This window comes from Actinoplanes subtropicus (assembly GCF_000721705.1).
Taxonomy (GTDB): Bacteria; Actinomycetota; Actinomycetes; order Mycobacteriales; family Micromonosporaceae; genus Actinoplanes; species Actinoplanes subtropicus.
Genome location: NZ_JOJL01000042.1, coordinates 1 through 20,073, shown reverse-complemented (window position 1 = coordinate 20,073; position 20,073 = coordinate 1). Strand labels below are relative to the sequence as shown.

Annotated in this window: 19 protein-coding genes; 8 read left to right on the top strand and 11 right to left on the bottom strand. The window is 71.7% G+C overall.

Annotation, left to right across the window (positions count from 1 at the left end):
- Positions 1 to 49 precede the first annotated feature (49 nt).
- Positions 50 to 598, bottom strand: a complete 549-nt coding sequence (locus IH26_RS0143370) for a TetR/AcrR family transcriptional regulator (RefSeq protein WP_030442143.1) — start codon at positions 596 to 598, stop codon at positions 50 to 52.
- A 50-nt stretch (positions 599 to 648) separates the two neighbouring features.
- A complete protein-coding gene (locus IH26_RS0143365) occupies positions 649 to 2,163 on the bottom strand; it encodes a serine/threonine-protein kinase (RefSeq protein ID WP_030442142.1) in 1,515 nt (504 codons plus the stop codon).
- An 86-nt stretch (positions 2,164 to 2,249) separates the two neighbouring features.
- Between IH26_RS0143365 and IH26_RS0143360 the strand changes: the two genes are divergently transcribed.
- Positions 2,250 to 3,260, top strand: coding sequence for an aldo/keto reductase (locus tag IH26_RS0143360; protein ID WP_030442141.1), 1,011 nt, complete (start codon positions 2,250 to 2,252; stop codon positions 3,258 to 3,260).
- A gap of 147 nt (positions 3,261 to 3,407) precedes the next feature.
- On the opposite strand, the gene IH26_RS56665 is transcribed toward IH26_RS0143360, so the two are convergent.
- Positions 3,408 to 4,223, bottom strand: a complete 816-nt coding sequence (locus IH26_RS56665) for an AbfB domain-containing protein (protein WP_030442140.1) — start codon at positions 4,221 to 4,223, stop codon at positions 3,408 to 3,410.
- Between the two features lie 208 nt (positions 4,224 to 4,431).
- On the opposite strand from IH26_RS56665, the gene IH26_RS56660 reads away from it, so the two are divergent.
- On the top strand, positions 4,432 to 5,472 hold the full coding sequence (locus IH26_RS56660; protein ID WP_051809586.1) for a hypothetical protein: 1,041 nt from the start codon (positions 4,432 to 4,434) through the stop codon (positions 5,470 to 5,472).
- On the opposite strand, the gene erm is transcribed toward IH26_RS56660, so the two are convergent.
- Positions 5,441 to 6,217: a 23S ribosomal RNA methyltransferase Erm gene (erm, locus tag IH26_RS0143345; RefSeq protein WP_030442138.1), complete on the bottom strand. Its 777-nt coding sequence runs from the start codon at positions 6,215 to 6,217 to the stop codon at positions 5,441 to 5,443. The genes IH26_RS56660 and erm overlap by 32 nt on opposite strands.
- A gap of 304 nt (positions 6,218 to 6,521) precedes the next feature.
- Between erm and IH26_RS54725 the strand changes: the two genes are divergently transcribed.
- A complete protein-coding gene (locus IH26_RS54725; RefSeq protein WP_030442137.1) occupies positions 6,522 to 7,463 on the top strand; it encodes a DUF5995 family protein in 942 nt (313 codons plus the stop codon).
- 63 nt (positions 7,464 to 7,526) lie between these two features.
- On the opposite strand, the gene IH26_RS0143335 is transcribed toward IH26_RS54725, so the two are convergent.
- Complete coding sequence (locus IH26_RS0143335) at positions 7,527 to 9,026, bottom strand: DHA2 family efflux MFS transporter permease subunit (protein WP_030442136.1); 1,500 nt, start codon at positions 9,024 to 9,026, stop codon at positions 7,527 to 7,529.
- A 177-nt stretch (positions 9,027 to 9,203) separates the two neighbouring features.
- On the opposite strand from IH26_RS0143335, the gene IH26_RS0143330 reads away from it, so the two are divergent.
- The 3 genes from IH26_RS0143330 (at position 9,204) to IH26_RS0143320 (ending at position 12,790) form a co-directional block, all read left to right on the top strand.
- Positions 9,204 to 10,061, top strand: coding sequence for an oxidoreductase (locus IH26_RS0143330; protein WP_030442135.1), 858 nt, complete (start codon positions 9,204 to 9,206; stop codon positions 10,059 to 10,061).
- 135 nt (positions 10,062 to 10,196) lie between these two features.
- Positions 10,197 to 12,143 carry a peptidoglycan-binding domain-containing protein gene (locus IH26_RS0143325; protein ID WP_030442134.1) on the top strand — a complete coding sequence of 649 codons (1,947 nt, stop codon included), beginning with the start codon at positions 10,197 to 10,199 and terminating at the stop codon, positions 12,141 to 12,143.
- Positions 12,140 to 12,790, top strand: a complete 651-nt coding sequence (locus IH26_RS0143320) for a hypothetical protein (protein ID WP_030442133.1) — start codon at positions 12,140 to 12,142, stop codon at positions 12,788 to 12,790. Before IH26_RS0143325 ends, IH26_RS0143320 begins: the two co-directional genes overlap by 4 nt.
- Before the next feature lie 2 nt (positions 12,791 to 12,792).
- Here IH26_RS0143320 and IH26_RS0143315 read toward each other — a convergent pair whose 3' ends face one another.
- The 3 genes from IH26_RS0143315 to IH26_RS0143305 are packed head-to-tail and all read right to left on the bottom strand — an operon-like array spanning position 12,793 to position 14,734.
- Entirely contained in the window at positions 12,793 to 13,392 is a 600-nt protein-coding gene (locus IH26_RS0143315; RefSeq protein WP_030442132.1) for a class I SAM-dependent methyltransferase, read from the bottom strand.
- Between the two features lie 11 nt (positions 13,393 to 13,403).
- Positions 13,404 to 13,955: a carboxymuconolactone decarboxylase family protein gene (locus IH26_RS0143310; RefSeq protein WP_030442131.1), complete on the bottom strand. Its 552-nt coding sequence runs from the start codon at positions 13,953 to 13,955 to the stop codon at positions 13,404 to 13,406.
- Entirely contained in the window at positions 13,952 to 14,734 is a 783-nt protein-coding gene (locus IH26_RS0143305) for an IclR family transcriptional regulator (RefSeq protein WP_030442130.1), read from the bottom strand. Before IH26_RS0143305 ends, IH26_RS0143310 begins: the two co-directional genes overlap by 4 nt.
- 139 nt (positions 14,735 to 14,873) lie before the next feature.
- Between IH26_RS0143305 and IH26_RS0143300 the strand changes: the two genes are divergently transcribed.
- Positions 14,874 to 16,133 carry an amidohydrolase family protein gene (locus IH26_RS0143300; RefSeq protein ID WP_030442129.1) on the top strand — a complete coding sequence of 420 codons (1,260 nt, stop codon included), beginning with the start codon at positions 14,874 to 14,876 and terminating at the stop codon, positions 16,131 to 16,133.
- Complete coding sequence (locus IH26_RS0143295) at positions 16,130 to 16,912, top strand: alpha/beta hydrolase (RefSeq protein ID WP_030442128.1); 783 nt, start codon at positions 16,130 to 16,132, stop codon at positions 16,910 to 16,912. The genes IH26_RS0143300 and IH26_RS0143295 overlap by 4 nt, the downstream gene beginning before the upstream one ends.
- 130 nt (positions 16,913 to 17,042) lie before the next feature.
- Here the strand turns inward: IH26_RS0143295 and IH26_RS0143290 are convergent, their stop codons facing one another.
- From IH26_RS0143290 to IH26_RS0143280, 3 genes are all read right to left on the bottom strand, one after another.
- Positions 17,043 to 17,828, bottom strand: coding sequence for an alpha/beta fold hydrolase (locus tag IH26_RS0143290; protein WP_030442127.1), 786 nt, complete (start codon positions 17,826 to 17,828; stop codon positions 17,043 to 17,045).
- Positions 17,829 to 17,926: 98 nt separating this feature from the next.
- The gene (locus IH26_RS0143285; RefSeq protein WP_030442126.1) at positions 17,927 to 18,748 is read right to left on the bottom strand and encodes a fumarylacetoacetate hydrolase family protein; all 822 of its coding nucleotides are present in this window, start codon (positions 18,746 to 18,748) and stop codon (positions 17,927 to 17,929) included.
- A 2-nt stretch (positions 18,749 to 18,750) separates the two neighbouring features.
- The gene (locus IH26_RS0143280) at positions 18,751 to 19,632 is read right to left on the bottom strand and encodes a fumarylacetoacetate hydrolase family protein (RefSeq protein ID WP_034217243.1); all 882 of its coding nucleotides are present in this window, start codon (positions 19,630 to 19,632) and stop codon (positions 18,751 to 18,753) included.
- Positions 19,633 to 20,073 lie beyond the last annotated feature (441 nt).

The window sequence follows — 20,073 nt, the reverse complement described above, 5'->3', positions numbered from 1 at the left end:
CGCGATCGACCGTTCGTGTACGGCTGCCTGCCCACAGCGGCTCGAACGGTCAGCCCTTCAGGATGCGGCGGGCCGCCGCGAGCAGGTGGTCGCGGAAGTCCTCGTCGTCCAGGCCGGCCACCGCCGGGTCGGCCCCCGCCATGATGAGGCCGCCGCTGAGCACCGCCATCCGCACCCGGCTGCCCGGGTCGGGCGCGGTGCCGCCGAGCAGCCGGCGGACGCGGTGCAGCGACCGCAGGGCCGGATGGGCGCGGACGAGGCGCTTCACGACCGGATCGAAACTGAGCGTCGTCGCCACCTTCCGCTGCTGCACGACCAGGTCGACGATCCCGGCCAGCACGGTGTCCCGCCGGGCGGTCTGGCCGCGCTGCGCCTCGGCGTGGTCGGCGATCGGCCCGAGCCGCTCGAGCGCCGGATCGATCACGGCGAGCACGATCTCGTCCTTGGTCTGGAACTGGTGGTAGACCGCCGCCTTCGTCACGCCGAGCCGATCGGCGATCATCTGGAGCGAGGTGCCGCTCACGCCGTGCTCGGCGAACAGGTCGAGCGCCGCGGCCAGCAGCCGCTCGCGGGCCGTGCCGGGCCGGTTCTCGTACATCCCGGGATGCTACCGGTTGCGCCGGGCGCCTAGCCGCTCGGCTAGCACGGTCAGCTCCGCGGCCGGAAACTGCCGAAGACCAGTTGGAGATCCGCGTACGCGCTGCCCCAGGAGGCGTCCGGCGCCTGCCAGTAGATCCCGTACGCCTGATGGTCGTTCACCACCACGCCACGATTGTTGACGTGCTGCCGGGCGCGCGACCCGTCGAAGGTGAACTCCCAGTCCGCGGCCTTGACGAAGTACTTCACCGCCTCGATCCGGATCTCCCGGTAGCCGGGGAAGTCGCCGTGCGCGACCCGGTAGCCGGCCTTTCCGCGCCAGTCGGCGACCGGGTTCATGTTCGGGTGGGTCGTCTGATCGATGCCGAGCACGCGCCCCGCGCCCCGGAAGTACACGATCGACCCTCGTTGCGACCTGGTCCACCCCTTCGGCACGTACACCGAGAACCCGGTCGGGTCGTGGTAGTCGATCCACCCGGTCGGCGGCCGCTCACCGGCCGGGCTGGTCGGCGGCATGGGCGTCGACGGCCCGGCGGAGGCCGTCGGCCGCGCAGCGGTCGAGACGACGGCCGACGCCCCGAGGGAGGACGGCGCCGGGGCGATTGCCTGCCCCTTTCCCGACCGCCCGCCCCGAGCGACGACCACCGTCGCGGCGACCGCCAGCAGCGCCACCACCACGACCAGCGCGACGATCACCGGCCGGCGCCGCCACCCGCCGCCCGCGATCCCCGAAGCAGCGGGCAGCGCGACCGGCTCGGCCGCGCGAAGCAGCCGCCGCCGCGCCTCCTCCGCATCGATCCGCTCCTCCGGGTCCTTGCGCAACAGCCCGTCCAGCACGGGCCGCAACTTCCCGGCCCGATGCGGCGGCTCCGGCTCCTCCGCCGCCAGCGCCATCAACGTCCCCACCGCCGACGGCCGCTGATACGGCGGCCGCCCCTCCACCGCCGCGTACAGCGTCGCGCCGAGCGACCACAGATCCGACGCCGGCCCCGACTCCCCGCGCAGCGCCCGCTCCGGCGCCATGAACTGCGGCGAGCCGAGCAGTAGTTCGGAACTGGTGGTATTGCCGTCGTCCTCGATCGTCGCGATCCCGAAGTCGGTCAGCACCACCCGACCGTCGCCGGCCAGCAGCACATTGGACGGTTTCACGTCCCGGTGCCGCACCCCGGCCCGGTGCGCCGCCCGCAGCGCGGCCAGCACCGCCAACCCGATCTCGGCCACCCGCCGCGGCTCCAGCGGCCCCTCGGCGTCCAGCACCTCCTGCAGCGATCGCGACCGAACATGTTCCAGAACGATCCACGGATGGCCGTCCGCCTCGAACACGTCGAAGACCTGTGCCACGTTCCGATGGGTCAGCCGCGCCGCCGCCCGCGCTTCCCGCAGCGTCCGCCGCCGCAGCGCGTCCCGCTCCCGCGCGACCAGGTCCGGAGGCAGCACGACCTCCTTGACCGCCACGTCCCGGTCCAGCACCACGTCCCGGGCCAGCCAGACCCGGCCCATGCCGCCCTCGCCGAGCGACTCGGTCACCCGGTACCGTCCCGCCAGCAGGCCCGGCTCCGCGGTCATCGCTCCGACTTACCCCCGAACCGGCCGGGCCACGCGTGACCGCGACGCTTGACCTGGAGCGCGCTCCAGGAAATAGCGTCGATCGCATGCAGACGATCGAACTCGGCCGCACCGGCCAGCAGGTCAGCCAGCTCGCGCTCGGCGCGATGCAGATGGGAAACGCCACCAGCGAATCGGATTCGATCCGGATCCTCGACCGGTACTTCGAGGCGGGCGGCTCGTTCGTGGACACCGCCGACTGCTACGAGTGGTGGGCCCGCAAGGGCGGCCGCGGCGGCGACAGCGAGGAGTTGCTCGGCCGCTGGATGCGCGACGGCAACAAGCGCGACCGGGTCTTCCTGGCCACCAAGGGCAGCGCGCTGCCGCACCACTCCCCCGAGCTGTGGGCCGAGGACGGCACCCCCAACTGGGACCTGGCCCGCCGCACTTTCGCCGGCGCCGGCGCCAAAACGCTCACGAACGCTCTCGACGGCAGCCTCCGCCGGCTCGGCACCGATCACGTCGACCTCTATTACATCCACGTCGACGATCGGAACACGCCCCTGGAGGAGACCCTGGAGGCGCTGGCCGGCTTCGTCCGGCAGGGCAAGGTGCGTTACCTGGGCTGGTCGAACGTGCGCACCTGGCGCCTCGAGCGCATCCGCGGGCTGTGCGAGCGCAACGGCTGGCCGCTGCCGGTCGCGGTCCAGCAGCAGCACAGCTACCTGCGGCCGAAGGCCGGCCTGGAGTCGGCGTCCATCGTGGACAGCGAGCAGCTGGACTACCTACGTGCCAACGACGACCAGACGCTCGTCGCGTACTCGCCGATCGTGCAGGGCGTCTACGACAGCCCGGAGAAGCGGACCAGCCACTGGATGATGGACAGCTACGCCGGCCCGGACGCCGACGCCCGGCTGACCGCGGTCACCGAGGTGGCCGCCGACGCGGGCGTGACCCCGAACCAGTTGGTCGTCGCCTGGCTGTTGCACCAGACGAGCCCGCGCATCCTGCCGCTGATCGGCCCGCGCACCCCGGAGCAGCTCGAGAACCTGCTGCCCGCCCTCGACCTCAAGCTCACCGAGGAGCAGCTCACCCGTCTGGAAAACGCAGGAGCCTGAAACCACTTTGCCGTACGCGCGGCCCAGGTCCCCGATGAGCCGGACCGGCTGAGCGTTCGGCCGGCCTCGTCACCCGGCCGCCGGGCTGACCCGTCGTGGCGCCCCGGGCCCGCGGGCTCCGCCCGCCTCGCCCGGGGCGTCCGCCCGTCAGAACGGCGACCGCACCAGGAACGGCGTCCCCTCGGCCTGGTCGAGATGGATCACCCCGTCCGAGTGCACCACCAGCGACCAGCCCGGATAATTGATTGATTCCAGAACAATGGCGTTCCCGTCCCGGGCGGGCGCCGCGCAGAACGTGGCGTCCTGCGCGAACAATGGCGACGGGTCGCGCCGGTCCAGCCGCAGGACGAAGTTCCGGTGCCGGAGGAAATAGCCCGGATAGTTAACTGATTCGAAGGAGACGCAGCTGTCGCGGCCAAGTCCTTTCCGGACCACGAAGGTGGAATCCGCGCGTTCCAGAGGGCTCGCGTCCGATCCGATCCGGTCCACCCGGCCGATGAAATCGCGGTGCCGCAGCCGGTAGTCCGGCGCGGCGGCGACCACCAGGCTCACCGACTCGCCCACCTTCAGGCCCGGCGCCGGAGTCGGTCGCGGGGTCGGCGAGGGCGTCGACGACGGCGCCTTCCCGGCCCCCCGCGGTGTCGTGCGCGGCACCTGACGCGTCCAGGTCGGCTCGACATACCCCGGGCTGGAGCTGAGACTGCTGCTCGGCGCCGGAAGAACCGACACCGGCGGGGACGGGACCCACAACCCCGACGGGTCGATGAGCCGCTCGGCCACCGGGGCCGGGCCGCGCGGCTCGTCGAACGGGTAGAGCAGCACCGCCAGACCGGCCACCCCGGCCGTCACGGTGAGCGCGCACGCCACGAGCACCCGCCGGGCCCGGGCGGCCTCGGCCTCGGCCGCGGCAGGATCTGGCGGAAGAGCGCGATAGGCGATGTTCCGTTGGTTGTCATGGTGCATGTATTATCCGCTCCTGCGGCCATCGCCTAAGACGCTCTTAAACTCTCGAAAAGGCATTCTTGCGGCGAAGGGCACGAAGGGCAAGAGTGAGATTTAAGCCCTTCTTTGGCGGTCCGGTCGATCGCCGGGCCGGAAAATGAACTCCTCCCCGGGGCGCTGCGTATTGCCAGTCGACGCCATCCGCAGCCGCACCCGAGGAGACGATCGCGTGGACGCCTCCGACCCGCAGAACACCGCAGAATGGCCGCGCATCTCCGACTACTGGCCCGACGCTCCCCATCGGATGAGCCCGCAGGCCGACTACTACCCCGACACCGACGACCAGGCGACGGCCGCTCCCCCGGCGTACGGCGAGACCCCGCAACCGAACCGGGTGATCAGCGCACCGCCCCCGCCGGCCCGCAGGGGCCTGCGGCTGCTGCTCGGCGCCCTGGCCGTGCTGGTCTTCGTCGGCGGCAGCGGGGTGGTGCTCGCGCGGCTCGTGCTGCGCTCCCACACGACCACCGTGACCAGCGCGCCCACCGCCCCGGCCGGGACCGCCGATCCGACGCCGAGCCCCCCGGTGTCGATCGAGCCGGCCCCGCCGCCGGCCGCGACGAGCACGGCCAGCCCTCCGCCGCAAACGGTCACGATCGCTCCGCCGCCGGCCACCCTTCCGTTCACTTCCGGCTCGTTCGAGCTCGGGTCCGACGTGGCGGTCCTGAACGTCTCGGTCGCCGCGATCGGAACCGATCCGGTCCGGGTCAGCACGCCCGGCGGCAGCGGCCTCAGGACGCGCCTGACCCGCGACGGCAGCAGCGTGAAGCTGACCACGACGGTCGTCGACAAGAACGGCTCCGGGCAGGTCGACGTCCAGCTCAACAGCAAGGTGACCTGGTCGCTGCTGCTGACCGGCGGCGCACGCGAGGAGAACTTCGCGCTGGCCAAGGCCTGGCTCCGGCAGATCGACCTGGTCGGCGGCGTGGCCCAGATCACCATGGCGCTGCCGACGCCGGACGAGACGCTGCCGATCCGGATGACCGGCGGCGTGAACACCTGGAAAATCACCACGCCGGTGCGCGTACCGGTCAAGGTGCTGCTGCGCGACGGCGGCGGCAGGGTGAAGCTGAACGGCGACGAGACCAAGGGCATCGATCGCAACACGACACTTCGCTCCAAGGGCGGCGACAACGACTCGGGCGGCCTGGACATCGACGCGGTCGACGGCCTGGGCACGCTCATCGTGGCCCCAGCAGACGGAACAGGGTGAGCCACTGCTCCGGCCACACCTCGCCGACCGGCGCCCGCGGGTCGAGCCGCGCCGCCCTGGTCACGCCGTGGGCCCGCCGGCCGTAGCGACGGACGAGGGTGGCGTGCAGTGACCCGCCCGCGCCGGTGAAGCCGACCTCGACCAGTCGCCGCCAGGCCGGCATCAGGTCGGGTCGCACCAGCGGCACCGGCCGCCGGTCGAGCTGCAGGATGCCGCCGTCGACCCGGGGCGCCGGCCGGAACGCCGTGCGCGGCACCCGGCCGGCCAGCCGCCAGGCGAACTCCGGCCAGGTCAGCACGGTCGTCCGGCTCCACCGGCCGTAGTCGCCCGATCGCTTCCGAGCGTATTCGAGCTGAGTGAGCAGAGTCGCTCGCCGCAGCGTGGGCGCGGCCAGGCACCAGCGCACGACGCCCGCGGTCAACGCGTACGGAATGTTGCCGGCCACGACGAAGCTCTCCGCGGGCGGCCTTGCCGCCAGGAAATCCTCGGTCCGCAGGCTCAGCCGCGGATCGTCCGGCAGGTGCCGGGTCATGCTCACATCGATCTCGTACGCGACCAGTTGCGCACAAACCGCCAGGAGCGGCCGGGTGAGGTGTCCGCGCCCGGCCCCCACCTCGTAGACGAGCGTGCCGGGTGCCGGCACCGCCAGCTCCGCGAAGCGCCGGGCCAGCGCGGGGTCGGCGAGAAAGTTCTGTCCCAGAGTGCGCCGGGCGCGGGCATGCTCGCGCCGGGTTGGTGCTGCCATGAGGCCATGGGTCCCGTCTGACTCACGGGCAGGCCGAAGAGGGCCGCCCGATCCGGATTGGACTCGTAGGCCCCGGCGAGGAGAGGAGCTCGGCTACGCGGCGATCGCCGGGGCCAGGCCCCGGGTGCGTGTGCGGAATGGCTGCTGCGGTCCCCGCGAGGGCGCGAGAACCAGGTAGGTCACTGACATCGGGCGACCATATCCGTCGTCCGTACGGTCGTCAGCCGAATTTTCGGTCGATCTCTCGTGACGTGTACCCGACCGGGTGGTGGTGGGATCGCCCCCAGGTCAGCACCCTGTTGGCATGACGACAACGTTCGATCGGGAGCGCGTCCGCGGCAGCGCCGAGACGCTCCGGGACAAGCGTCTCGAACTGTCCACGCTGCCGATCCCGGCGGGCCGCGGCTGGGACCCCATGCGGGACCGGATGACCGACGTGCTGGCGACCCGCCCGGCCGGCATCGCCGACGTCATCGAGAAGCTGGACGCCGTCCAGGTGATCCTGGACGAGCTGCCGCCGAGCCCGGCCGCGAACCGGGTGGCCGCGTTCAACTCGCTGTACAACCGGATCACCCGCCGGGTGGACGACGCCCTGCGCTCGGGCGACCAGGTCAACCAGCCCGACTTCCTGGAGCTGCTGGACGTCCAGTTCGCCCGGCGCTACTTCGCCGCGCTCGAGCTGTGGAACCAGGACGACGAGGACACCCCCGACGTGTGGGAGGTGCTCTTCAAGCGCGGCCGGGACCTCGAGATGAGCAAGCTGACCGCGGCCATGCTGGGCGTCAACGCGCACGTCAACCACGACCTGGCGCTCGCGCTGATCGGCACCTGGGCCGACCTGGGCGCGCCCACCGACGATCTGATCCACCCGGACTACCTGCTGGTCAACCAGATCTTCTACGAGGAGATCCCGCCGCTGCGGCGCGGCTTCTCCACCCGCTGGCAGCTGGAGATCGACGATTTCGTCGGGCAACTGGACGACTGGAGCCAGCGCATGCTGGTCACCGTGACCCGCGCGCACGCCTGGGACCAGGGCCTCCGGCTGTGGGCGCTGCGCGACGACCCGGAGGACCTCGAGCAGGCCCGCCGCGCCATGGACCGGGCGGCGTCGCTGGTCGCCGAGTTCGCGATCGTCGGCGACCGGCTGGTGAACACGGCCGGCTGGGCCGTCACCCGTACGTGGCACGTCTTGAACCGGGTCTTCCACCCGCGCGGCAAGCGCCGCCTGATGAACGGGCGACGCTAGGCCGTACGCGAATCGCCCCGGCCGCGCGGTGAGCGCGACCGGGGCGACAGGCCGGGAATCGGGTCAGTGGGCCATGGCGGGCGGCGCGTCCTGGTCCACGTCCAGCGGGCCGGTGCGGAACAGCAGCGTCGCCACGATCGCGGCCAGCACGAAGAAGCCGCACGAGCACCAGAACACCGTGTGGTAGCTGGCCAGCTGGGCCTGCGCCGCGAGCAGCGCCGACGGGCGGTGGCTGGTCGCGTAGTGGGTCGCCGCGGTGGTCGCGAACGAGCTCAGCAGGGCGGTGCCGATCGAGCCGCCGATCTGCTGCACCGTGTTGATCATTGCCGAGGCGACGCCCGCGTCGCGGTGCTCGACGCCGCTGGTGGCGGCGTTCTGCGTGGGGGCGAAGACCAGGCCGAGGCCGAGGCCGATGATCAGCAGGCCGGGCAGGACGTTCGCCGCGTAGGTCGAGTGCAGGTCGAGCCGGGTCATGAAGGCCATGCCGCCGGCCGCGACCAGCGCGCCGACCGGGACCAGCGGGCGCGGGCCCACCTTCGGGGTCAGGATCGAGCCGGCCGTGGTCGCCGAGGTCATGATCGCGGCGAGCATCGGCAGGAAGGCGAGACCGGTCTGGATCGGCGTGAACTTCAGGAACACGGTCAGGTAGTACGTGAGGAACAGGAAGATGCCGAACATGCCGGCGCCGGCGATTCCGATCGAGGCGTACGAGCCGCCCCGATTCCGGTCGAGAACGACCCGCAGCGGCAGCAGCGGGTGCTCCACCCGGGTCTCGATCACGACAAAGGCGATCAGCACGACGACGCCCACGATGATCGGGATCAGCGTGACCGGGGCGCCCCAGCCGTCGGTCTCCGCCTTGCCCAGGCCGAAGACCAGGCCGACCAGGCCGCCGACCGCGGTGACGACGCCGGGGATGTCGAGCTTGTTGCGCCGGCCGACCGGCTCGTCCTGGAGCTTCGTGAGCGCTCCGGCCACCGCGATCGCGGCGATGACCAGGTTCACGTAGAGGCACCAGCGCCAGGACGCGTACTCGGTCAGGACACCGCCGAGCAGCAGGCCGACCGCGCCGCCGGCGCCGGAGATGGCGCCGAAGATGCCGAACGCCTTGCCCCGGTCGAACGGGTCGGTGAACGTGGTGGACAGCAGCGACAGAGCGGCCGGGGCGAGGGCCGCGCCGAACGCGCCCTGCAGGGCCCGCGCCACGATGAGCATCTCGAGACCGTTCGCGGCGCCGCCGAGCGCGGAGGCGAGCGCGAAGCCGATCAGGCCGATCAGGAACATCCGCCTGCGGCCGAAGAAGTCGGACAGCCGGCCGCCGAGCAGCAGGAGGCTGCCGAACGCGAGCGCGTAGCCGGTGACCACCCACTGCCGGGAGGCGTCGTCGAAGCCGAGGTCACGCTGCGCGGTGGGCAGCGCGATGTTCACGATCGTGGCGTCCAGCACCACCATGAGCTGGGCCATCGCCAGAACGACGAGCGCCCACCAGCGGCCCGAGCCGCCGGCGGCGGAGGCGGCCGGGGGCGGTGCCGAGCGGGGTAGTTCCGTAGTGCTGGTACTCATCGAGCGCCTTTCGCGAGCGAACGGACGGAAGCGGTCTTCCGTGGGTTCGGTCACGCCGGGCGCAAGTTGAGCCGACGCTCGATTAGCAACTGAATCGGCAGGAGCGATCCTGGCCCTGTCACACCCAGGATCGGCAGGGCACTGCCTGCGCGAGGGCGGGCGGGCCAGGCTTTGGCCATGACTACTTATCCCCTTGCCGGCGCCACGATCTCCCGGATGGGTTACGGCGCGATGCAGCTGGCCGGTCCCGGCGTCTTCGGCCCGCCGCGCGACCGATCGGAAGCGATCGCCGTCCTGCGCACCGCGGTCGAGCTGGGCGTCAACCACATCGACACGGCCGACTTCTACGGGCCGCACCTCACCAACCAGCTCATCCGGGAGGCCCTCGAGCCGTACCGGTCGGATCTGGTCATCGTCACCAAGGTGGGCGCCGTCCGCGGCGAGGACGGCGCCTGGATCCACGCGCGCACCCCCGATCAGTTGCGCGCACAGGTGCACGACAACCTGCGCAATCTGGGCGTGGACGCGCTGGACGTGGTCAACCTCCGGGTCGGCGGCGGCCCGGACGGCCACACCCCGGTCCCCGGTTCGATCGCCGAGCCGTTCGGCGCCCTGGCCGCGATGCGCGCGGAGGGCCTGATCAAGCACCTCGGCGTCAGCGTGGTGGACGCCGCCCAGGTGGCCGAGGCGCAGTCGATCGCCCCGATCACGACCGTGCAGAACTGGTACAACATCGCCCACCGCGGCGACGAGGAGCTGATCGCCGCCCTGCACGGCCGGCGGATCAGTTATGTCCCCTTCTGGCCGCTGGGCGGATTCAACCCGGTGCAGTCGGCGACGCTCGACGACGTGGCCAAGCGCCTGGAGACCACCCCCACCGCGGTCGCGCTGGCCTGGCTGCTGCACCGGTCGCCGAACATCCTGCTCATCCCCGGCACGTCGAGGCTCGCCCACCTGCGGGAGAACGTCGCCGCCGCGTCGCTCGCGCTGCCGGCCGACGCCCGGGCCGAGCTGGACGCGATCGCCACGGCGTAGCCGCCGGTCACCCGATCGAGAAGTGCTCGAAAGGACGCCCGGACTGCCCTTGGCGGCGGCCGCGCGGCGGTCGAACCTCTCCTTGTCGGCCCCCAGTCGAGGTCGGCCCGTCGAGCCCCTGATCGGAGGCGTGCCGTGACCGACGCCTCGGAAGCGATCCTTCCCGAACGGAAACCGCCGGATCCGGTGACCGTCCGCCCGCCGGAGACGGAGACCGCCGGCCCGGTCCTGCTGCCCGGGGCGGGCAACGCCGCGATCGCCCGGTTGCTCCAGGGCTCGCCGTCGCCGGCGGCCATCGCCGAGTTGTCGCAGCTCGGCGGCAACGCCCAGCTGGCCCGCCTCGCCGGTCCGGGCGGCGGGTCGGGCGCGCCGCCCGCCCCGCCGGTGGGTGGTGGCGGCGTCGCGGACGTCCGGGTCGGGGCGCACGGCGAGGCGGTCCGGGACGCACAGGTGAAGCTCAGCCGGGTGCAGGCGTCGGCGGACCCGCTGACCGAGGACGGCCGGTTCGGGCCGCTCACCGAGGCGGCGGTGCGCACGTTCCAGACCAGCGTGGGCATCGTACCGGCGACCGGCGTGCTCGACCCGGTCACCAAGGCCCGGCTGGACGCCGCGTTCGCCGCCCTGCCGCCACCGGTGCGCGCTCTGCTGACGATGGGCTCGACCGGCGCTGATGTCGGGTTCGCGCAGCAGAAGCTGAACGCGCTGGGCGCCAGTCCCCGGCTGACCGTCAACGCGGTCTTCGACGGGAGCATGCTGGTCGGCGTCATCGCGTATGAAATCGGTGTTTTGAAGAGGTTTCCCTCCGGCACCATCGACGCCCCGATGTGGGCGGACCTGGATGCGAAGGTCAAGGGCGGGTTCGTGGCGCCGGAGGGGGCGAGCGGCCGGAACGTCGAGCAGGACACGCCCAGCGGCACGGCGAACTCGCTGGGCACCCAGGTCGCCGGCAGCTCGCTGCACCCGGTCACCGGCGCCGGCGGGCTGACCCAGGGCCCGGCCGTCAAGGAGCTGCAGCAGAAACTCAACACGGCCGGCGCCGCGCCGCCGCTGGTCGTCGACGGCGTGTTCGGACCGAAGACGACCGCCGCGCTGCAGACCTTCCAGACCGACAAGGTGCCGGTCACCGGCACGGCCGACAAGGCGACCTGGGACGCGCTCGACGCGGTGGCGCCCGGATCGACCGTGGGCGCCGTCGAGCGGCAGTGGACGGAAGTGGTCGGCGGCGCCACGTACGGCATGACCGGCGGGAACGCGTCGCGGTACTCCTGGGAGATCCAGGCGAAGCGGATGCTGGTCACGGTGAAGGTCAACTTCGTCGGGCTGGCCCCGCCCGGCGCCTGGTTCACGCACGTGCAGACGGCGTGGAACCAGTACATGGGCGTGGAGCCGGCCTCGGGCAAGTCGATGCCGGTCGACTTCCGCATGATCCGGGGCGCCGGCGGCGACGCCGAAACGGTGCAGGTGGTGGCGGGCACCGGCCGGGCCAACGCCGGGCAGTGGTACGTGGCCGACCCGAACGCCGCGTCGACCATTCCGCACGAGTTCGGTCACCTGATCGGCCTGCAGGACGAGTACCAGCTGCACCCCGGCGACTATCTGCGCGCCACCGGCCACGAGCCCCCGGTCGGCGACGCGACCGGCCCGGGCGTGCCCGCCGCGACGATCGCGACCAACCTGCAGAATGCGATGGTCGCCCGGAACTCGGTCAACGCCCGCGCCGCCAGCACGGGCGCGGGCGTGCACGAGGGCGCCTTCGCTCAGCAGGTCGTCGAGGCGTACGCCAAGCTGCCGACCACCAACGTCCCCGCGGTCGCCGCCTCCCCCGGCCCGCCGCCGGTCCCGTTCCAGCCCGCCGTGGCGCTCACCGGCGATCTGCTCTTCGACCTCAACGCCGCGCTGCCCGACGACAAGGACCGCTACGCCACCATCCAGGTGTTCAGTTACTCGAGCGCCTCGCTGATGGGCGACCCGGGCCGCGAGTTCGACCCGCACGACCACGGCGCGCAGCCGCGCCACATCGCCGAGTTCATGGCTATTCTCGGCCGGGCACTGGGCGGCACCTGGGAGGCGAAGCGCCGATGATCCTGCGACTGGTCGTCACGGACGGCAGCCAGACACCCGCCGTGGCGGAGAGCGTCGAGGTGTCCGCCGACGGCGCCATCTCGGGCTGGCGCAGCGTGAGCGAGGGCGGCGTGGGCTGGTTCGCCGGCGTGCTCCCGGCCGCGGAGCTGGCCGGGCTCCGGGACCTGATCGGATCGGCCGGGTCGGCGCCGCCGGCCGCGCCCCCGCCCCCCGATTCCGGTCAGGAGATGCTCGAATTGGCCGCGACGGGCCCGATCGCGATCGCCGGCCTCGGGTCGCCGCTGGCGGTCGCCGCCCGGAACCTGCTGACCCGCCTCACCGACTTCCCGCGCGCCGCGGTCGCGGTGTCCCACCCGTCGCCGACCGTCGCGCGGCTGTCCCACCGGGGCACCGATCCGATCAGAATCGATCTGACCACCGTCGAGTGGCGGGAAACCGCCTGGCGCGGCTACTACGAGTCGGCCGGCGACTGGTCGGGCGTCGCCGCGGGCCCGCCGGAGGTGACGGCCGGCCCCGGCTGGACCTTCGACATCCCGATCGTCCCGACCGATGCGGCGGTCCACCTGACCGCCGATTTCACCATCCTGAGCGGCTCGACCCGCGTCCCGGTCCGGGCGAAGCACACACCCGCCCTCGCGGCGCCCTGAGATCAGGCGCGGACGGCGCGCAGCAGGTGGGCGCGCAGCGACAGCGGCGGCTCGCCCTCGGGCATGGCGGTCACCTGGATCGGCTCGACGCTCGTCCCGGTCCACAACGGCGCGGCGAACGCGTCCCGCAGGAAGCCCTCGGTGATGCCCCATCCCTCGCCCGCGTCGATCGACACCGCGACGATGAAGAGGGCGCACCCGGGCGCGGCCAGGCCGGGCAGCTGAGCCAGGTAGGCGCCGACCTGATCGGAACCGATCCGAAACAGGCTGTGCAGCAGGCCCGAGTCGAAGATCGAGTGGAACGAGGCGGCCGGCAACGACAGCCGGGTCGCATCCTGCACCTCGAAGGTGACCGAGAGACCGGCCGCGGCCGCTTTGGCGCGAGCCTGATCGATCGCCACGCCCGAGATGTCGAAGCCGGTCACCTCGAAGCCGCGGCGGGCCAGCTCGATCGCCAGATCGCCCTGGCCGCAGCCGGCGTCGAGGACCCGCGGGCCGCGGACCTCGCCCTCCAGCACCGGGGCGAGCGCGGGCTGCGGCCCGCCGATCTGCCAGGGCGGCCGGCTCGAGCGGTAGACCTCGTCGTAGTCCATGACGCTCATAGCCGTCGATTCTAAGTGCGGAAGACCCGCATCTGCAGGGCCAGCGTGGCGTAGTAGCCGACCAGCGTGGTCAGCTCGAAGACGATCGGCAGGCCGAGCGTTTCGACCGCCTCCGCGTACTCGTGATCGGCGAGATCGGAGCGAGCCGCGAGAGCGTCGGCGATCGAGAAGACCGTTTTCTCGTACGGGTCGGGGAAGACCGCCGGGTCGCCCTCGGCCAGCGCGGTCAGCTCGGCCTCGGACATGCCCGCGGCCCGGGCGACGGCCTCGTGGGCGTGCCGCTCGAAGGCGCTGTCCCAGACGCGGGCCACGGTGAGAACGGCGATCTCGCGGGCTCGGGGGCTCAACGCCGTACGGTAGCGAACCGCTCCGCCGAGACCCTGCAGCGCGGCACCCAGCGCGGGCTGCAGCAGCATCGCGTTGAACGGCCCCTCGAGCGCGCCGTCCTCGCCGACCAGCGCGAACGGCCCGGAAGCCCGCGGACCGCCGGCGATCGTCTCGTACAGCGCGCGCTGGTCGCCGGTCAGCGACGACGGCCGCAGGCGCGGCAGGCGCTCGCTCATCCGGCGAAACCCAGGATCGCCGAGATGTCGTCGCAGGCGGCGGTCACGAGCGGCCGCAGTTCGCGGACGATGCGCTGCGACGACCAGTCTCGCGACTGAACGGCCAGATTCGCTCCAGCCACGACCGAACCGTCCGCGCCCCGCACCGGCGCGGCGACCGCTCGCAAGCCGTACGCCAACTCCTCGTCCTGCATGGCCCACCCGTCCTGTCTGATCTTCGTGAGCTCGTCGCGCAGCTCGTCCAGCGAGAGCTTCGCGTTCGGCCCGTGGTTGAACGCGAACGAATCCGCCGACACCCGCTCCTCGAGGCCGGCGTCGTCGAGGTGGGCGAGCGGCAACTTTCCGATCGAGGTGTGCACCGCGGGCAGCGTCGACCCGACCTGGATGTTCGCGGTCACCAGGTCGGCGTTGCGCAGGCGGACCAGGTAGAGCACCTGATCGCCGGTGAGCACGGCCAGGTCGACCGTCTCGCCGGTGGCCGCGGCCAGCCTCTGCAGGTGCGGCGTGGCCGCCTCGACCAGGTCGAGACCGCGCAGCGCCGACGTCCCGAGCGTGAGCACCCGCTCCGCCGGCCGGTAGTCGCCGGTCGGCAGGTGATCGAGATAGCCCTCCGCGGTCAGCGTCATCACCACCCGGTAGACGGTCGGAAGCGGCATGCCGACCGCCGGCCCGATGTCGCTGACCCGCCAGGTCGGCCGCTGCTCGGTGAAGAGCGAGAGGATCCGCAGTCCCTTGGCGAGCGCCTCGACCCGATACCCGGTCCGTCCCCGCGCCGTCATGACGTGGAAGCTACTTTCGGAGAGTGAGAAGTGCAAGGTCGCGGAAGTTCGGGTGGGAGCATTGACACCCACGTCACAACCGGAAACACTCGGGTAACGGCCGATGGAAGCCGTTTTCGCCTGGTGAAAGTGGGAAGTCATGGCGCGCACGGTCTTCACCAACGGGCTCGTCTTCGACGGCAGCGGCGCCGCGCCCGCGCCGGGCGAGGTGGTGGTCGAGGGTGACCGGGTCGTCGAGGTGCGCCCGGCCTGGCAGGACGATCATGGCGATGACCAGGTGGTCGACGCCACCGGCTGTACGGTCATGCCGGGCATGGTCGAGTCGCACGCACATCTGACCTTCCCGTCGGCGGTCGGGCACATCGACCCGTCGTTCAACCCGCCGCTGGACGTGTCGTTCTTCCATCACATCGAGGGCCTGCCGAGCGAGCTGGCGCGCGCCGAGCGAAACGCGTCGATCCTGCTCGACGCCGGCTTCACCTCGGCCTACTCGGCCGGATCGATCCTGCCCATGCCGGTCGAGGTGATCCTCCGCGACAAGATCAAGGCGGGCGCGGTGCCGGGCCCGCGGATGCGCGCGGCGAGTATGGAGCGGGACAATCATCCGGTCCGCCCGGACGGGCACGTCGAGCCGGACTGGCAGGGGCCCGAGGCCTGTGCGCGCTGGGTCCGCGACATGGCGGCCCAGGGGTACGACAGCGTGAAGTTCCTGCTCAGCAACGATGACGTGTTCATCGAGGGCGGCTCGCAGATCACCCAGTACACGCTCGAGGAGGCGATGGCGGCCGGCGCGCAGGCCCGCGAGTCGGGCGTCTGGCTCAACTGCCACGCCCAGTCCGCCGAGTCGGTCAAAATCGCGGTCAAGGCCGGTTTCCGGTCGATCTACCACTGCACGTACGCCGACGAGGAAGCGCTCGATCTGCTCGAGTCGGTGAAGGACGAGGTCTTCGTGTCGCCCGCGCCGGGCATCATGTACGCGAACGTGTACGAGGGCGAGGAGTTCGGCATCACCCGCGAGGTCGCCGAGAAGATGGGCTCGGTCGCCGCGCTGGAGGGCATGGCCGCCGTCTACCCCGAGATCCGGCGCCGGGGCATCCGCGCGCTGCCGGGCGGCGACTACGGGTTCCCGAACAACCCGATCGGCCGCAACGCGCGCGACCTCGAGTTGTTCGTCGACGTTCTCGGCTACACCCCGCTCGAGGCGCTCACCGCGGTCACCCGGTACGGCGGTCAGCTGCTCGGCCTCGGCGACATCGGGATGCTGAAGCCGGGCTGGATCGCCGACGTCCTGGTGGTCGAGGGCAACCCCGCGGAGGACGTACGCGTACTGCAGGACCGCGACAAACTGCGGGTCATCATGCAGGCCGGCCGCTTCCACAAGGCACCCGCGGTCGCATGAGCATTTCCGTTCACCGCGACGTCGTGTACGCACGGCGCAACGGGTTCCGGCCGCTCGCCCTCGATCTGTACGTGCCGACCGGCGCGACCACGCTCTGCGTCTACCTGCACGGCGGCGGCTGGCGCGTGGGCAGCCGGCGCGAGGGGCCCGGGCCGGCCGCGTCCTGGTTCTTCGCGGAGGTGGCGTCGCTCGGGCTGGCCGTGGCCAGCGTCGAGTACCGGCTGAGCGGCGAGGCGCTCTTCCCGGCCCAGCTCGACGACGTCCAGGCGGCGCTGCGTTTCCTCGGGGAGTCGCGGCAGGCGTACAGGATCGAATCTGATCGGTTGGTCTGCTGGGGGACGTCGGCCGGTGGCCAGCTGGCGGCGCTGGCGGCCCTCGCCCCCGGCTCGCCGATCGCCGCGGTCGTCTGCTGGTACGCGCCGACCGATTTCGACGCGCTCTCCAAGGACATCGACGATGCGGGCGGCACGGGCGACCGCAGCGCCGGCTCGCGGGAGGGCCAGCTGATCGGCGCCGCTCTCGACGAGCGGCCGGATCTGGCCGCGGCCGCGAGCCCGGTTCATCACGCGCACGGCGAGGCGCCGCCGTTCCTGCTCCTGCACGGCACCGCCGACCTGGCGGTCCCACCCCGGCAGAGCGCGCGGCTCGCGTCGGCCCTCACCTCGGAAGGCGCCTCCGCCACGGTCGAGCTGATCCCCGGCGGCACGCACATGTTCGCGGGCCTGGACGAGCCGGCGGTCCGGGAGCTGGTCCGCCGGTCGGTGGCGTTCCTGAGCTGAGCGCGGAATCCGGCGAGTACCGACGCGCCGGCCTGATCGCTGATGACACGGTTCGCGGATGATCCGGTGCGGCACGGCCGACCGGAATCGCCCCGGACCACGGCTGGGTCACCGCGGCCGGGGCCCGTTGTCAGTCGTCCAGGAAAGCGGTCAGGAACGGCAGCGTCCGCTCGAGCGACCCGCTGTCGCCCGCCGCGGCCAGCACTTCGCCCAGGTAGTCGCCGTGGCCGGCGGGCACGATGAGAAGCCGTGCGTTTCCGATCAGCTCGGCCAGCCGCGCCGCGTGCTCGACCCGGATCACATCACGGTCGGCCGCGACCACGAGCGTGGGCGCGGCGATCGAGGCGATCAGGCTGTCCGGGAAGTCGGTGAAGCCGGTCAGCATCTGCTCCCGATCGAGATGGAACATCCGCACGCCGTGCTCCGGGTCGCCGCTGACCGCGAGGTCGGCGTCGAGGTAGACCTGTGGCATGTCGGCGAGGGTGCCCGCGGCCATCCCGTCCCAGAATCCGTCGATCATCCCGTCCCGGCGGAACGGCGCCGACGCGACGATCAGCCGCCGGATTGCTTCTGGGTGCCGCGCGGCCAGCTGCAACGCGACCTGACCGCCGTTGCTGAACCCGAGCACGTCCACCGGCCCGGCGCCCAGCTCCGTCAACAGCGCGGCCAGCCCGTCGGCCGATCCCTCGAACGAGGCCGGCCCCGAACCCGACCCGGTTCGCCCGTGCCCCTGCAACTCGATCGCGAGGAGGCGGCGCGATCCCGCCAGCGCCTCGATCAGCAGCGCCCAGTTCGACTCGATGGTCGAGCCACCGCCGTGAATGAGTAGCAGCGGGGGCTGGTCGCCGGCCGCCTTGCCGTGCCATTCGTAGTAGAGCGGAAGTTCTGCCGAGGAGTAGCCGCGCTCGTCACCCATGGCGCCCAGCCTAGGGGCCGGCCGGGCGCCCGGCATTCTCGAACCGCTGGCCTCCGTCGGCCCCCTCCTGGCCGACGGTTGGCCGTTCACTGTCGACCTCAGACGAAGGTCTGGCGGATCTCCCCGATCCCGTCCACCCGACTGACCAGTGTCTCCCCCGACCGCAGGTAGCGGGGCGGATTGCGGCGGTTGCCGACCCCCGCCGGCGTACCGGTGAAAATGAGATCCCCCGGCAGCAGCGGGCAGATCGCCGAGATGCGGGCGACCAGGTCGTCGAGCGGGAAGATCATCTGACTGGTGCGACCGTGCTGGACCACCTCGCCGTCGAGGCGGCACTCGAAGGCCAGGTCGTCGCGAGACGGCAGTTCGTCTGGCGAGACCACGACCGGCCCGATCGGCCCGAACCCGGGGAACGACTTGCCGAGCGAGAACTGCGCCGGGGTGCCGCGCGACTGGACCACCCGCTCGGAGAGATCCTGCCCGACGGTCAGCCCGGCGATCGTTTCCCACGCCCGATCGCGTTCGATCCGATAGCCGCCACGACCGATCACGGCGACCACCTCGATCTCCCAGTCCGGCTTGCCTGGCGGCAGGGTGACCTCGGTATCCGGGCCGGCGATGCAGGACGGGAACTTCGTGAAGACCAGCGGCTCGCCCGGGGGCCGGAAGCCGGCCTCGGCGGCGTGCGGGCGATAGTTGAGAGCGACCGCGAAGACCTGCCGGGGGTTGGGCACCGGCGGGCCGAGGTTCTCGGCCGGCACGGCTTCCGAAAAGTCCGCCTCGGCGGCCCAGGCGGCAAAGGCGTCAAACCGCGCCAGAACCTGCAGCGGATCGCTCGAGAACGAGCTGTGCCGCGCCACGTCCAGCGCCAGCCCCTCGCGCACGACGACGAGCCGGCCGTCGATCGTCCCGAATCGCATGATCAGACGTCCTCGGAGTACAGCGACCCCGAGTAAGGCGGCGTGTCGTGCGCGGCGCTCCACGGCACGACGTGGTTGCGCAGCGTGCCGACGCCCGCGATCTCGGCCTCGACGACGTCGCCGGGCTTGAGGTAGAAGTCGAACGGGTTCGGCTGCACCGCCGCGACGCCGGAGATCGTGCCGGTGGTGATGATGTCGCCGGCCGTGTAGCCCTGCGGCGAGTGGAACGCGACCAGGTGCGGGATCGAGAGCACCATCTGGTCGGTGTTGCCGCTCTGCCGCACCTCGCCGTTGACCCGCAGCTCCATGGCCAGCTTCTGCGCGTCCGGCACCTCGTCGGCGGTCACGATCCACGGCCCGATCGGGCAGAACGTGTCGATCCCCTTCGAGAACGAGAACACGCCCGACTTCATCTCGCGCCGCTGGATGTCCCGCGCGGTGATGTCGTTGAACACGGTGTAACCGGCGATGTAGTCGACCGCCTCCTCCGGCCCGAACCAGCCCCCGGTCTTCCCGATGATCACCGCGAGCTCGAGCTCGTAGTCCAGCTCCCTGGTCAGCCCCTCGGGATAGACGATCGCGTCCTCCGGCCCGATGATCGCGTCCACGTTCTGGAAGAACACGATCCCCTTGTGCACCGGATGTGACCAGCTGACCTTCTGCAACTCCTCGTGATGCACGGCGAAGTTACCGGCGGTGTGGAAGAACTTCTTCGGCTGGATCGGCGCACGCAGCGTCACGTCCGCGAGGGCGAGCCGCTCACCGGTCTCCGGCACACTACCGCCGCGCTCGAAGAACTCCCGCGTCGACCCGCAGCCGAGCTCGATCACGGTCTCCCCGTCGATCCGCCCCACACGCCCGTCGTCGAAAGTGATCAGCCGCATCGCACTCTCGCTCTCCGAAAGTAGGTTTCTCCGGGAGGAATCTTCCGCCGATGCGCCGCCGACGTCAAGGCGACTTGGTCACCCTGCGAGATCCGGTTCCACACTTCGCCGGTACGGGATCAAGCCGAGTCCCCGGTGCAGCGGACCGGCCGGGCGCGGGGGCACGCTCCGCGCCCGGCCGCCGGGCGGGCCCGCCGGGTCCCGCTCCAAGCCCGGCCGCCGGGCAGGCCCGCCGGGTCGCGCGACGCCCGGCGCGGGATCACAATCGAGGTCGACAGCAATCGCAGCGAGGAGGCGACCAGAGATGGCCAACGCGGCGCTGCTCCTGACCGCCGTCGTCGCCCTAGTAGTGCTTTGTCATCTTTTGGGTGGTTGATGGTGACAGCTGTGGCTTGATCTTGGTGTCGTCAAGGCATGGACACCGTTGCTGTGCACCGTCTC

Excerpts from the sequence above, each read along its gene's own strand:
- IH26_RS0143290 (WP_030442127.1), bottom strand. The coding sequence starts at position 17,828 with ATGGGTGACGAGCGCGGCTACTCCTCGGCAGAACTTCCGCTCTACTAC.
- erm (WP_030442138.1), bottom strand. The coding sequence starts at position 6,217 with ATGGCAGCACCAACCCGGCGCGAGCATGCCCGCGCCCGGCGCACTCTG.
- IH26_RS56665 (WP_030442140.1), bottom strand. The coding sequence starts at position 4,223 with ATGCACCATGACAACCAACGGAACATCGCCTATCGCGCTCTTCCGCCA.
- IH26_RS0143285 (WP_030442126.1), bottom strand. The coding sequence starts at position 18,748 with ATGCGATTCGGGACGATCGACGGCCGGCTCGTCGTCGTGCGCGAGGGG.
- IH26_RS0143370 (WP_030442143.1), bottom strand. The coding sequence starts at position 598 with ATGTACGAGAACCGGCCCGGCACGGCCCGCGAGCGGCTGCTGGCCGCG.
- IH26_RS0143315 (WP_030442132.1), bottom strand. The coding sequence starts at position 13,392 with ATGAGCGTCATGGACTACGACGAGGTCTACCGCTCGAGCCGGCCGCCC.
- IH26_RS0143365 (WP_030442142.1), bottom strand. The coding sequence starts at position 2,163 with ATGACCGCGGAGCCGGGCCTGCTGGCGGGACGGTACCGGGTGACCGAG.
- IH26_RS0143305 (WP_030442130.1), bottom strand. The coding sequence starts at position 14,734 with ATGACGGCGCGGGGACGGACCGGGTATCGGGTCGAGGCGCTCGCCAAG.
- IH26_RS0143310 (WP_030442131.1), bottom strand. The coding sequence starts at position 13,955 with ATGAGCGAGCGCCTGCCGCGCCTGCGGCCGTCGTCGCTGACCGGCGAC.
- IH26_RS0143335 (WP_030442136.1), bottom strand. The coding sequence starts at position 9,026 with ATGAGTACCAGCACTACGGAACTACCCCGCTCGGCACCGCCCCCGGCC.
- IH26_RS0143320 (WP_030442133.1), top strand. The coding sequence starts at position 12,140 with ATGATCCTGCGACTGGTCGTCACGGACGGCAGCCAGACACCCGCCGTG.
- IH26_RS0143295 (WP_030442128.1), top strand. The coding sequence starts at position 16,130 with ATGAGCATTTCCGTTCACCGCGACGTCGTGTACGCACGGCGCAACGGG.
- IH26_RS54725 (WP_030442137.1), top strand. The coding sequence starts at position 6,522 with ATGACGACAACGTTCGATCGGGAGCGCGTCCGCGGCAGCGCCGAGACG.
- IH26_RS0143300 (WP_030442129.1), top strand. The coding sequence starts at position 14,874 with ATGGCGCGCACGGTCTTCACCAACGGGCTCGTCTTCGACGGCAGCGGC.
- IH26_RS0143280 (WP_034217243.1), bottom strand. The coding sequence starts at position 19,632 with ATGCGGCTGATCACTTTCGACGACGGGCGTGTGGGGCGGATCGACGGG.
- IH26_RS0143330 (WP_030442135.1), top strand. The coding sequence starts at position 9,204 with ATGACTACTTATCCCCTTGCCGGCGCCACGATCTCCCGGATGGGTTAC.
- IH26_RS0143360 (WP_030442141.1), top strand. The coding sequence starts at position 2,250 with ATGCAGACGATCGAACTCGGCCGCACCGGCCAGCAGGTCAGCCAGCTC.